This window comes from Demequina pilifera, assembly GCF_048814985.1.
Taxonomy (GTDB): Bacteria; Actinomycetota; Actinomycetes; order Actinomycetales; family Demequinaceae; genus Demequina.
Genome location: NZ_JBMDTW010000002.1, coordinates 498730 through 511547, shown reverse-complemented (window position 1 = coordinate 511547; position 12818 = coordinate 498730). Strand labels below are relative to the sequence as shown.

Here is a 12818-nt window from a genome sequence, read left to right as displayed (position 1 = left end):
TGCCGCGTAGACGCGGCACGCCCCTCGTGCTTGACTTGAGAGGCCGCGCTTGCGGCATGGGCTGAGGAGGACGACGGCGTGAAACTTGAGCTCCGCGGTATCACCAAGAAGTTCGGTGACTTCACCGCAAACGACAGCATCGACCTGTTGGTCGAGCCAGGCACGGTGCATGCTCTCCTCGGCGAGAACGGGGCGGGCAAGTCCACCCTGATGAACGTCCTGTTCGGCCTGTATGACGCGGACGGCGGCGAGGTGCTGCTCGACGACGAGGTCCGGACGTTCTCGGGTCCCGGCGACGCGATGGCGGCAGGAATCGGCATGGTCCACCAGCACTTCATGCTGGTTCCCGTGTTCTCCGTCGCGGAGAACGTGATGCTCGGGCATGAGCAGGTCAAGGGCCCCGTCAATCTCCTCGACCTGGACGCCGCGCGGGACAAGGTCCGCGAGCTCTCCGACCAGTTCGGCTTCGATGTCGACCCGGACGCCATGGTCGAGAACCTCTCCGTCGGCGCTCAGCAGCGCGTCGAGATCATCAAGGCGCTGTCCCGCGACGCCGAGGTGCTCATCCTCGACGAGCCGACCGCCGTGCTCACCCCCCAGGAGACTGACGAGCTGCTCGAGATCGTCCGCCAGCTGCGCGACTCGGGAACCGCCGTGGTGCTGATCACCCACAAGCTCCGCGAGGTCAAGGCCGTTGCGGACACCATCACCGTCATCCGGCGCGGAAAGGTCGTGGGCACCGCCAAGCCGACCGACTCCCAAGAGGAGCTCGCGTCGCTGATGGTCGGGCGCGACGTCTCGATGACTGTGGACAAGGGTGACGCGAATCCGGGAGAGCCCATGCTGCAGGTGGAGAACCTCAGGATGGTCGACGAGGCCACCGGCGTCACCCACGTCGACGACGTCTCCCTCGAGGTGCGCGGCGGTGAGATCCTCGCGGTGGCGGGTGTCCAGGGCAACGGGCAGACCGAGCTTGCCGAGGCGATCCTTGGGCTGCTCCCCATCGCTGGCGGCCGCGTGATCCTCGACGGCAAGGAGCTGAAGAGCAGGTCGATCCGCCAGAATCTCGATGCAGGCATCGGGTTCGTGCCCGAGGACCGCACCGAGGACGGCGTGGTCGCCGCCTTCACCGTGGCGAACAACCTCATCCTCGACCTCTACGACCGTGCGCCCTACTCGCGCCGCGGCGCCATCGACCCCAAGGTCGTGCGCGACCACGCGGATGAGCAGGTCGAGAAGTTCGACGTGCGCACCACGTCGACCCAGGCGCTGACCGGGTCGCTCTCGGGCGGCAACCAGCAGAAGGTGGTCCTGGCGCGCGAACTGGCGCGAGACCTCAAGGTGCTGATCGCCTCCCAGCCCACGCGAGGGCTCGACGTCGGGTCGATCGAGTTCGTGCACAAGCGTCTTATTGAAGAACGAGACAAGGGCGTGGCGGTCGTCATCGTCAGCTCGGAGCTCGACGAGGTGTACGCGCTCGCGGACCGCATCGCCGTGATGTATCACGGCAAGGTCGTCGACATCGTCGACCCGGACACGGACCGCGACACCCTCGGCCTCATGATGGCCGGGGCCCATGGCGAGGAGGAGGCCGCGTGAGCGACACGAGCGTGACAGAGCAGCCCGAGAAGGGCTCTGCCGAATCCGGCGGCGACCGGTCGCGCGGGGTGCTGCGCGAGATCCTTGAGAGTTCGACCCTCGTGGTGGTCATGGCGGTGGTCGCCTCGCTCGCCATCGGCGGGCTGCTGGTGATCTTCGCCGACGAGGCCGTGCGCGAGTCCTCGGTCTACTTCTTCTCTCGCCCGGGCGACACGTTCGCCGCCATCGCGGCGGCGCTCGGAGCCGCCTACACGGCTATCTTCCAGGGCGCGGTGGTGAACCTCGACGCGGATACCTTCACCGCGTTCGTGCGGCCGTTCACGCAGACCCTCACGATGGCGACCCCGCTGATCTTTGCTGGTCTTGGCCTGGGCATCGGGTTCCGTGCCGGACTGTTCAACATCGGTGCGCAGGGCCAGCTCCTCATCGGCGCGACAGTCGGTGCGTACGTGGGCTTCGCATGGGATCTTCCGTGGGGACTGCACCTGATCGTCGCGGTCATCGGCTGTGCGCTCGGAGGTGCCGTCTGGGGGTTCATCCCCGGCTTCCTGAAGGCACGCACCGGCGCGCACGAGGTGATCGTCACGATCATGCTCAACTACGTCGGCCTCAACTTGGTGGCGTGGCTGCTCACGCTCGAGTCCTTCCAGCGGCCCGACAGCAATAACCCCATCACTCCGACTGTCGCGGAGACCTCGCAGTATCCGCTCATCCTCGGGTCCGGGTTCAACCTCCACCTGGGGTTCCTGTTCGCGCTCGCGTGCGCCTTCGGCGTGTGGTGGCTGATGGAGCGTTCGACCCTCGGCTTCGAGTTCCGTGCAGCGGGAGCGAATCCGCGAGCGGCGCGCACGGCCGGGATGAGCGTGGCGAAGAGCTACATTCTCGTGATGATGATCGCGGGTGCTCTTGCGGGTCTCGCGGGCTCCGCCCAGGTGCTGGGCACCGAGAAGGTGCTCACCACCGCGACGGCGGGCTCTCTCGGCTTCGACGCGATCACGGTCGCGCTGCTGGGCCGTTCGCGGCCGCTGGGAACCGTCATGGCCGCGATCCTGTTCGGTGGCCTGCGGGCGTCGGGCCCCACGCTGCAGGTGCAGGCGGGACTGCCCGTTGACATCGTGTTCGTCATCCAGGCGCTCATCGTGCTGTTCATCGCGGCTCCGCCGCTGGTGAGGTCGATCTTCCGCTTGCCGGCCCCCGCCCACGAGAAGGAGGTGGCGGCATGACCTCCACGGTTGGAACCCCCACGCCGCAGCCGACCGCGGGAGGGGCTCCCGAGCCGCCTCGCACCAAGTCCTGGCGGTCGTCGATCATCCTGGGCGCCGTCGCCCTGATCTCTCTGCTGATCTTCGGGCTGACCACGACGGCCGACACCCAGACCAACTTCGTCGTCGCGACCAACTCCGACTTCGTGACGCTGCCGAGCCTCACTCTCCCCGCGCAGCTCGCCGCCGTTGCCTTCTCCGTCATCGCGCTCCTGCTCGCGGGGTGGACCGCGTACCGAGCGAACCAGTACCGCAAGGTGGGGCTGTGGCTCCCGATCGTGTTCGGCATGGCCGTCATGGGAGCGCTCCTGACGTGGGCCGGTGCCGGGCGCGACAACACTACGATCCAGCTCACCGGGCTGCTCACGAGTGCGCTGTTCCTGGCGGTGCCGCTCGTGTTCGGTGCGCTCGCCGGCACGCTGTGCGAGCGATCGGGCATCATCAACATCGCCATCGAGGGGCAGCTGCTCGCCGGTGCGTTCCTCGCAGCGCTGGTGGGCTCGATGGCAGGCAACGCCTATGTGGGGATGATCGCCGCGCCCCTCGCCGGCGGCCTCGTCGGCCTGCTGCTCGCGATCTTCGCGACCAAGTACTGGGTCAACCAGATCGTCGTCGGCGTGGTCCTGAACCTGCTGGTGCTGGGGCTCACGAGCTTCTTCTACAGCACGCTCATGACCGACAACCCCGATCTCAACCGATCGTTGGGCATGGCCCGGATCGACATCCCGATCCTGTCCGGCATCCCGGTGATCGGCCCGGTGCTGTTCAACCAGAACCTGCTGGTCTACATCATGTACGCCGCAGTGATCGTGCTGCAGATCATGCTGTTCCGCTCCCGCTGGGGCCTGCGCGTGCGCTCGGTGGGCGAGCACCCCAAGGCCGCGGACACGGTGGGCATCAAGGTCAACCGCACGCGCATCCGCAACACGGTGCTGGGCGGCGCGGTCGCCGGCCTGGGAGGGGCGTTCTTCACGGTCGCCTCGGGTCTCGCGTTCGGCAAGGAGATGACGGCGGGCAAGGGCTATATCGCGCTCGCCGCCATGATCCTGGGCCGATGGAACCCCAAGGGCGCGCTCGCCGCGGCCCTGCTGTTCGGCTTCGCCGACGCGCTGCGCGTGCAGCTGGGAATCATCGGCTCGGACATCCCGTCCCAGTTCCTCGCGATGACGCCGTACCTTGCGACCATCCTCGCCGTCGCCGGCCTCGTGGGGCACGCTCGCCCGCCGGCCGCCGAGGGCACCCCGTACAAGAAGTAGGAGCGTCATGCCCGACATCGACTGGGAGTCCCTGCGCGTCGCGGCTCGCGACGTCACCGCGCGTGCGTACGTGCCGTACTCGCGCTTCCCGGTGGGGGCGGCCGCCCTCACCGACTCAGGTGAGACGGTCGTGGGGGCGAACGTCGAGAACGCGAGCTACGGCCTCACGCTGTGTGCCGAATGCGCGCTCGTCTCGAAGCTCCACACCGATCACGGCGGAGGCCGCCTGGTGGCGTTCACCTGCGTAGACGCGCACGGCAGCCTGCTCGCACCGTGCGGTCGCTGCCGACAGCTGCTGTTCGAGCACGGCGGCCGTCAACTGCTGGTCGACACGGCCGACGGGGTGATGACGATGGACGAATTCCTGCCCGGCGCGTTCGGGCCCGACGATCTTGGGAGGGTGTCATGACTGAACGGCCCCGCATCACCGAACGACACGATGCAGTCGACGTGATCCGCGTCAAGCGGGACGGCGGCACCCTGAGCGACGACCAGATCGACTGGGTCGTCGACGCCTACACTCGCGGCGCCGTCGCGGACGAGCAGATGAGCTCGCTGGCGATGGCGATCCTCCAGCGCGGCATGAGCCGCCAGGAGATCGCGCGCTGGACCGCGGCCATGATCGCGACCGGCGAGAGGCTGGACTTCTCGGATCTCGGCAAGCCGACCGCGGACAAGCACTCGACCGGCGGAGTGGGCGACAAGATCACCCTGCCCCTCGCGCCGCTGGTCGCGGCTCACGGCGTCGCGGTGCCGCAGCTCTCGGGCCGTGGGCTCGGGCACACGGGCGGCACCCTCGACAAGCTCGAGTCGATCCCGGGCTGGCGGGCCTCCCTCTCGAACGAGGAGATGCACGCGCAGCTGCGGGACGTGGGCGCGGTGATCTGCGCTGCCGGATCGGGGCTCGCCCCCGCCGACAAGAAGCTCTACGCGCTGCGCGACGTGACCGGCACGGTCGAGGCGATTCCGCTGATCGCGACGTCGATCATGTCCAAGAAGATCGCCGAGGGCACGGGAACGCTGGTGCTCGACGTCAAGGTAGGCTCCGGCGCCTTCATGAAGGACATCGACCAGGCGCGCGAGCTCGCGCGCACGATGGTCGCCTTGGGAACCGACGCCGGGGTCTTCACGTCCGCGCTGATCACCGACATGTCGACGCCCCTCGGGCTGACGATCGGCAACGGCCTCGAGGTGACCGAATCGGTCGAGGTGCTCGCTGGTGGGGGCCCGGCCGACGTGGTCGACCTCACCGTCGCGCTCGCGAGGGAGATGCTGGCCGGCGCGGGAATCACGGACGTGGACCCCGCCGATGCGCTGAAGGACGGCCGTGCGATGGACGCCTGGCGGCGCATGATCGAGGCTCAGGGCGGCGATGCGGATGCGAGCATGCCGACCGCGCCGCACATCGAAGAAGTGCGTGCCGAATCGGACGGCGTGATCACCCGGCTCGACGCCCTGGGCGTGGGCGTGGCAGCGTGGCGGCTCGGTGCGGGCCGCGCTCGCAAGGAGGACCCGGTGCAGGCATCGGCCGGCGTGACGCTGCACCGCACGCTGGGCGAGAAGGTCTCGAAGGGCGACGTCATCATGACGCTGCACACTGAGACCGAAGACCGCATGCCGCGCGGAATGGCGGCGCTTGACGAGGCCTGCGACGGTGCCGGGGCGGTGGAAATCTCCGCCAGCAACGATGCGGCCGACCGCCAGATCATCCTCGATCGCGTGGGCACGGCCACCTGAGCGTGGGCTGGACAGCCACCTCCGTGGCCGCGTCCGTCGCGGCCGCCATCGGCCTGCGTGCGCGATGGGCGAGTCCGTACTCGGCGGCGCATGCCGCCGGCCGCGCGCAGCGCGGGGGACCGCACACCGACACCGTGTTCGCGCGCGCCTACGAGCGCAAGCGAGCCCGCGCATCGGCCGCCGATGCGAAGGCGCTCGACACCTCTCGATCGACCCTGGGAGAGGACGCTGCGCTCGTGGAGCGCGCCGTAGCCTCGGGCGCCCCGGTGGCCGCAATCGCGGGATTCGCCGCGGCGTGGGACACGTTTCCGCGCACGGCCCAGCACGCGATACGCCAGCCCGCCGGGGCGGGACTGGGGCACGTGCGGTTCGGCAACGTGAAGGCCACCCAGGTCGACGAGACCACGTGCGGCGCGGCCGTGATGGCGATGATGCTGATGATGGGCGACCCGTTCGTGGCGGCCTGGGTGACGACGGGGCGGCTGTTCGGCGACTACATGCCGGTCGAGGTCCTCTCGGTCACGCTCGACGAGCCCGGTGTCCGCACCATTGACGAGCGGTGGGATGCGCTCCAGCGGGTGCTGCACCGTCGGGCCACGAGGGGCGCCGTGCTGGGTTTGTCGTGGCCGCGGTCGCTCGGCACGCCTCCGTGGCGAATGGACGACCTGACGCGCTTTGCAGGCGTCGCGTTCCGCGGCGCCGTGCTGGACGATTCCGATGCTGTTGCGGTCACTGCGGCCGTGTCCCACGCATCGGCGGCGTTGCGGGACGGGATCCCGGTGCCGCTGTACACATCCGGCGACTCGCGCTCCGGCCTGTCCACCGTGATGCCGCGCCACGTGGTGCTGCTCACGGGGCGCACTCCTCACGGTTTCCAGGTCTACGAGCCTGGCTCGGGGCGCGTGCTGCCGCTGTCGGAGGCGCGGCTGTACGGGCCGGGACCCAAGGAGCCCGCGTACGGCAGCTGGACTCGGGCGAGCTGGCTGGTGCTGCCGAAGGCTCGCCGCGACGCCTGAGCGGGGTACGGCGCAGGGGCCGTGACTGCGGCGGGGGCTCGTCGCCACTAGCCTGGAGGCATGAGCCTCACCCACGATGACATCGTCTCCCTGCCCAAGGTCCTGCTGCACGATCACCTCGACGGGGGTCTGCGTCCCTCGACCCTGATCGAGCTCGCGGCCGAGATCGGCCACGAACTGCCCTCGACCGACCCCGACGAGCTCGCGCAGATCTTCATCACCAACGCCAACTCCGGCGACCTGGTGCGCTACCTGGAGGCGTTCGCGCACACCACCGCCGTCATGCAGACGGCCGACAACCTTCGCCGCGTGGCCCGCGAGGCCATCGTGGACCTCGCCGCCGACGGCGTGATCTACGCGGAGCTTCGCTACGCTCCCGAGCAGCACGTCGCCGGCGGCCTCGAGCTGCAGCAGGTGGTCGAGGCCGTACAGGCGGGAATCCAGGAGGGCATTGCCGAGGCGGCCGAGGCCGGTCGCGTGATCCGCGCCGGCGCGCTGCTGGACGCGATGCGTCACCTGGATCGCTCCGAGGAGATCGTGGCGCTCGCGATCGTCAACCGCGACCGCTGCTGCGTGGGATTCGACATCGCGGGACCGGAGCTGGGCTTCCCTGCGTCGGACCACGCGGCCGCGTTCACTGCAGCGCGGGCCGCGCACCTGCCGGTGACCATCCACGCCGGCGAGGCCGACGGAGCCGACTCCGTGGGTGACGCCCTGTTCCAGGGCGCCCGCCGCATCGGTCACGGCGCGCGCATCCATGAGGACATCGAGGGCTTTGGCACCGAGGAGCCCGAGCTGGGCCTCATCGCGCGTCACGCGCTCGACCAGCAGATCCCGCTCGAGCTGTGCCCCACGTCGAATCTCCACACCGCTGCGGCGTCGTCCATCGAGGACCACCCGATCCACGACCTGCGCGACCTCGGCTTCGCCGTCACCGTCAACACGGACAACCGCCTGGTCTCCGGAGTGTCGATGTCGGGCGAGTTCGGCGTCCTCGTCGACGCGGGCTGGACCAAGGAGGACCTGCTCGAGGCGACGCTGTCGGCCGCGTGGGGTGCGTTCCTGCCCTACGAGGAGCGCGGCGACCTCGCCGAGCTCATCCTCGAAGGGTTCGGCGTCGACCTCTGAGCCTGTCCGGCACTGGTGGACGCCTCTGGCGCTTCGGCGCCTCCTGTCCGGCACTCACTGACGCCTGCCCGTCAGTTCCGTCAGTGAACGAGCTTGAGGCCCACGACGCAGCTCACGATGCCGAGGATCAGCAGCACCTTGAGGATCGAGAACGACTCGGCTCCGGTCGCCATCGCGTAGATGACGGTCAGCGCCGCGCCCACGGCGACCCATATCGCGTATGCGGTGCCGACGGGCAGGGTGCGGAGGGCATACGCCAGGCCGCCCATGCTCGCGATCAGCGCGATCCCGAAGATGACGGTCGGCCACAGCCGAGTGAAGCCCTGGGAGCGGCTGAGAGCGGTGGCCCAGACGGCCTCGAGCACTCCGGACGCGATGAGGATGATCCACGGCATGACTGGTCTCCAGACGAGACGTCTTGTCGCGCTCCGGGTACGTCACCTCGTCCGGGAGCCGGGCTCCGGCTCTGGTCTCGAGGATCGCACGCGCCAGCGCGGGTGGCAACACGGCGGCCCGCGTAGGCTGGACCCAGACCGAAGGACCACTTGGAGGAACCTCATGACACTCTCTCGCGACGAACTTGCCCGCTACGTCGACCACACGCTGCTCAAGCCCGAGTCGACGCCGGCTGACGTCAAGGCACTCATCGCGGAAGGTGCTGACCTGGGCGTGTTCTCGGTGTGCGTGTCGCCATCGATGCTGCCGGTGGACGTCCCCGAGGGACTCGCGGTGGCAGTGGTGTGCGGTTTCCCATCGGGCAAGCACCATTCGTCGGTGAAGGCTGCGGAGGCCGCGCTGAGCATCGCGCAGGGCGCGGACGAGATCGACATGGTGATCGACATTGCGGCCGCTAACGACGGCCGATTCGACGACGTGGAAGCTGACGTGGCCGCCGTGCGTGGCGCCGTGCCGGAGGGCAAGGTCCTCAAGGTGATCATCGAGTCAGCCGCGCTGACCGACGAGGCGATCGTGGGCGCGTGCCGCGCCTCGGAGGCCGCGGGCGCCGACTTCGTGAAGACCTCGACGGGATTCCACCCGGCGGGTGGCGCCTCGGTCGAGGCCGTGGCGCTCATGGCCAAGACGGTGGGCGGGCGCCTGGGCGTCAAGGCCTCGGGCGGCATCCGGACGGCCGATGCGGCCCTCGCCATGATCGACGCCGGCGCCACGCGCTTGGGTCTCTCGGGCACCCGCGCTGTGCTGGACGGCCTGGACGGCGATTCCGTTCCGGCCACGGCGCCCGAGCCCGCGGGCTACTGACCCCGCCCGACCGACCCCTTCCCGCCTGAGCGCCCCAGTGGGCGGTGAGCGTCGGTTCTGGCGCGCCCGCGAATCCTGGAGGACGCTCACTGTCGGTGGCGGATCGTACGATCCGGGCATGGTCGATATCGCGAACAGTCGTTGGGTCGTCACGGGTGCCGCTGGAACCGTCGGATCGGCGCTCCGCGTCGCCCTCCACGAGCGACAGGTGGAACTGGTGTCCACGGACGTCCGCTCGACGGCACCCGTCGGTCCCAACGATCGTGTCCTGACCGCCGATCTGGCGGATCTCCGCGCACTCGAGCAGGTGCTCGACGGTGCAGACGGCGTGATCCATCTGGGCGGCTTGGCCGATGAGGCCGACTTCCACGATCTGGCGGCCGTGAACATCGTCGGCACCTATCACGTGCTCGAAGCCGCTCGCCGGTCGGGCGTACCCCGCGTGGTCTATGCCAGCAGCAACCGTGTGACGGGCATGTACACCGCCGACACGGTGGTGTCACCCGATATGCCCGCTCGCCCGGACGGCTTCTATGGCGTCTCCAAGGTGGCGGGTGAGGCTCTGTGTCGCCTCTATTCGGACAAGTTCGGCATCAGTACCGCTGCGGTGCGCATCGGCAGCTACGAGCCCCGACCAGGTACCGCCCGCGAGCAGCGCACCTGGCTGAGTCCGGATGACGCCCTGAGGGCGTTCCTCGCGGCCATGACCACGGATCAGACGGCCGTGTTCTACGCAGTCTCTGCCAATTCGTCCCGCTGGTGGGACCTCGCGGCCGGAGCGGCCATCGGCTATCTCCCTGAGGACGACGCCGCGACCTGGTTGGCGGAGTCTCCGATCGACCCCACCCAGCCGCAGGGCGGTCCGTATGCAACCGCGGAGTACTCGCTGGATCGCATGCGGGAGTAGTGCGTCCCGCCTGAGCGCCCCAGTGGGCGGTGAGCGTCGGTTCTGGCGCGCCCGCGAATCCTGGAGCACGCTCACTGTCGGACGCCTACCAGGCCGGCCCGCGCATCGGCTATCCGACAATGAGTGCCGGACAGGGCGCTCCAATCCCGTGTAGGCGTCAACCAGCGCCGGACAGGGGTCGGGTGGCACAATCGACCCGCGAAGACGGACGCGCCCCCCGGAGAGGATCGCCATGACCGAGCACGCTGCAGACAGCCACGACCTGATCAAGGTGCGCGGCGCCCGCGAGAACAACCTCAAGGACGTCTCCGTCGACATTCCCAAGCGGCGCCTGACCGTGTTCACGGGGGTCTCCGGATCGGGAAAGAGCTCCCTGGTATTCGCCACCATCGCCGCCGAGAGCCAGCGGATGATCAACGAGACCTACCCGGCCTTCGTCCAGGGCTTCATGCCCAGCATGGACCGCCCCGACGTCGACGTGCTCGAGGGGCTCACCACCGCGATCATCGTCGATCAGGAGCGGATGGGGGCGAATGCGCGCTCCACTGTCGGCACCGCGACGGACACCAACGCACTGCTGCGCATCCTGTTCAGTCGGCTCGGCCAGCCCCACGCCGGCTCGCCGAACGCCTACTCGTTCAACGTCCCCTCCGTGAAGGCCGCCGGCGCCATCACGATCGAGCGCGGCGGCAAGAAGACGGAGAAGGTCGCCTTCACGCAGACCGGCGGCATGTGCCCGCGGTGCGACGGCATGGGCCACGTCAGCGACATCGACCTCACGCAGCTGTTCGACGAGACCAAGTCGCTGAACGACGGGGCCATCACCGTTCCGAACTACACGCCGGACGGCTGGTACGTGCGCATCTTCACCGCCGTGGTGCCCGCCGACAAGCCCATCAAGGAGTTCACCAAGAAGCAGCGCGAGGACTTCCTCTACGCCGAGCCCCGCAAGATCAAGTTCGACAACATGAACATGACCTACGAGGGCCTCGTGCCCAAGATCCAGAAGTCCATGCTGTCCAAGGATAAGGAGTCCATGCAGCCGCACATCCGCGCCTTCGTGGAGCGCGCGGTGACCTTCCAGACGTGCCCCGAGTGCGGCGGTACACGGCTGTCCGACGGCGCGCGGTCCTCGAAGATCGCCGGAGTCTCGATCGCCGATGCGTGCGCCATGCAGATCTCCGAGCTCGCCCAGTGGGTGGCCGGCTTGGACGAGCCCTCGGTGGCTCCGCTGCTCGCGGCGCTGGGGGAGACCCTCGATTCCTTCGTCGAGATCGGGCTCGGGTACCTGTCTCTCGACCGGCCCACGGGAACGCTGTCCGGCGGCGAGTCGCAGCGCACCAAGATGATCCGCCACCTGGGCTCCTCTCTCACGGACGTCACCTACGTGTTCGATGAGCCCACCGTGGGCCTGCATCCGCACGACATCCAGCGCATGAACGGACTGCTGCTGCGGCTGCGCGACAAGGGCAACACCGTGCTGGTGGTCGAGCACAAGCCCGAGTCGATCGCGATCGCCGACCACGTGGTGGACCTGGGCCCGCGCGCCGGATCGGCGGGCGGGGAGATCGTGTTCGAGGGCGCCGTCGGGGCCCTTCGTGACGCGGACACGTTGACCGGCCGTCATCTGGGCGACCGCGCGGCGCTCAAGCCGTCCGTGCGCGAGCCGAGCGGCGCGATCGAGGTGCGTGGCGCATCGGCGCACAACCTGCGATCGGTGGATGTGGATATCCCCACCGGCGTGCTGACGGTCGTGACCGGCGTCGCCGGCTCGGGCAAGAGCTCGCTGATCCACGGCTCGGTCGCGGGCCGCGAGGGTGTGGTGGCGATCGACCAGACCGCCATCCGCGGTTCGCGCCGCTCGAGCCCCGCCACATACACGGGACTGCTGGAGCCCATCCGCAAGGCCTTCGCGAAGGCCAACGGCGTCAAGCCTGCGCTGTTCAGCGCCAACTCCGAGGGCGCGTGCCCCACGTGCAAGGGCGCGGGGGTGATCGAGACCGACCTCGGCCCCATGTCGACGGTGACGACCACGTGCGAGGAGTGCGGCGGCAAGCAGTTCCACGCCGCGGTGCTCGAACTGGCCCTCGGCGGGCGCAACATTCACGAGGTGCTGTCCATGTCGGTCGACGAGGCCGAGGGCTTCTTCTCCGACGGCGAGGCCCGGACGCCCGCGGCCCACAAGGTGTTGGGCCGGCTCGCCGAGGTCGGACTCGGGTACTTGACGCTCGGCCAGCCGTTGACCTCGCTGTCAGGCGGAGAGCGGCAGCGACTCAAGCTCGCCGTGTCGATGGCCGATGCGGGCGGCGTCTACGTCCTCGACGAACCCACCTCGGGGCTGCACCTCGCGGACGTCGAGCAGCTGCTCGGGCTGCTCGACCGGCTCGTGGAGTCGGGGAAGACGGTGATCGTGATCGAGCACCACCAGGCCGTGATGGCGCACGCGGACTGGATCATCGACCTCGGCCCCGGCGCGGGCCACGACGGCGGGCGGATCGTGTTCGAGGGCACACCCGCGCAGTTGGTCGCCGATGCGTCGACGCTGACGGGTCGGCACCTCAAGGACTACGTGAGCGACACTCACGGTCCGCCAGGATCCTAGTCCGCCCGGAAACCGACATTGAGCGCCCGCCACCGCGCTAAGGCGGGGAGACGG

Annotated in this window: 11 protein-coding genes and 1 riboswitch; of the genes, 10 read left to right on the top strand and 1 reads right to left on the bottom strand. The window is 69.1% G+C overall.

What is annotated here, in order from left to right:
* Window positions 1-78 precede the first annotated feature (78 nt).
* The 7 genes from ACNI14_RS05130 to ACNI14_RS05100 are packed head-to-tail and all read left to right on the top strand — an operon-like array spanning window position 79 to window position 7998.
* Entirely contained in the window at window positions 79-1599 is a 1521-nt protein-coding gene (locus ACNI14_RS05130) for an ABC transporter ATP-binding protein (protein ID WP_420518875.1), read from the top strand.
* Window positions 1596-2822, top strand: a complete 1227-nt coding sequence (locus tag ACNI14_RS05125) for an ABC transporter permease (RefSeq protein ID WP_420518874.1) — start codon at window positions 1596-1598, stop codon at window positions 2820-2822. Before ACNI14_RS05130 ends, ACNI14_RS05125 begins: the two co-directional genes overlap by 4 nt.
* Window positions 2819-4117: an ABC transporter permease gene (locus tag ACNI14_RS05120; protein WP_420518873.1), complete on the top strand. Its 1299-nt coding sequence runs from the start codon at window positions 2819-2821 to the stop codon at window positions 4115-4117. The genes ACNI14_RS05125 and ACNI14_RS05120 overlap by 4 nt, the downstream gene beginning before the upstream one ends.
* 7 nt (window positions 4118-4124) lie before the next feature.
* The gene (locus ACNI14_RS05115) at window positions 4125-4526 is read left to right on the top strand and encodes a cytidine deaminase (protein WP_420518872.1); all 402 of its coding nucleotides are present in this window, start codon (window positions 4125-4127) and stop codon (window positions 4524-4526) included.
* Complete coding sequence (locus tag ACNI14_RS05110) at window positions 4523-5854, top strand: thymidine phosphorylase (protein WP_420518871.1); 1332 nt, start codon at window positions 4523-4525, stop codon at window positions 5852-5854. Before ACNI14_RS05115 ends, ACNI14_RS05110 begins: the two co-directional genes overlap by 4 nt.
* A 23-nt stretch (window positions 5855-5877) precedes the next feature.
* Complete coding sequence (locus tag ACNI14_RS05105; RefSeq protein WP_420518870.1) at window positions 5878-6870, top strand: hypothetical protein; 993 nt, start codon at window positions 5878-5880, stop codon at window positions 6868-6870.
* A gap of 60 nt (window positions 6871-6930) precedes the next feature.
* Complete coding sequence (locus ACNI14_RS05100) at window positions 6931-7998, top strand: adenosine deaminase (protein ID WP_420518869.1); 1068 nt, start codon at window positions 6931-6933, stop codon at window positions 7996-7998.
* Between the two features lie 80 nt (window positions 7999-8078).
* On the opposite strand, the gene ACNI14_RS05095 is transcribed toward ACNI14_RS05100, so the two are convergent.
* Entirely contained in the window at window positions 8079-8393 is a 315-nt protein-coding gene (locus tag ACNI14_RS05095; RefSeq protein WP_420518868.1) for a DMT family transporter, read from the bottom strand.
* 12 nt (window positions 8394-8405) lie between these two features.
* Window positions 8406-8468, bottom strand: a riboswitch (guanidine-III (ykkC-III) riboswitch).
* Window positions 8469-8556: 88 nt separating this feature from the next.
* Here ACNI14_RS05095 and deoC point away from each other — a divergent pair.
* From deoC to ACNI14_RS05080, 3 genes are all read left to right on the top strand, one after another.
* Window positions 8557-9255, top strand: a complete 699-nt coding sequence (deoC, locus tag ACNI14_RS05090; protein ID WP_420518867.1) for a deoxyribose-phosphate aldolase — start codon at window positions 8557-8559, stop codon at window positions 9253-9255.
* Between the two features lie 118 nt (window positions 9256-9373).
* Window positions 9374-10162, top strand: coding sequence for an NAD-dependent epimerase/dehydratase family protein (locus ACNI14_RS05085; protein WP_420518866.1), 789 nt, complete (start codon window positions 9374-9376; stop codon window positions 10160-10162).
* A 232-nt stretch (window positions 10163-10394) separates the two neighbouring features.
* On the top strand, window positions 10395-12764 hold the full coding sequence (locus ACNI14_RS05080; RefSeq protein ID WP_420518865.1) for an ATP-binding cassette domain-containing protein: 2370 nt from the start codon (window positions 10395-10397) through the stop codon (window positions 12762-12764).
* The last annotated feature ends 54 nt before the right edge of the window (window positions 12765-12818 follow it).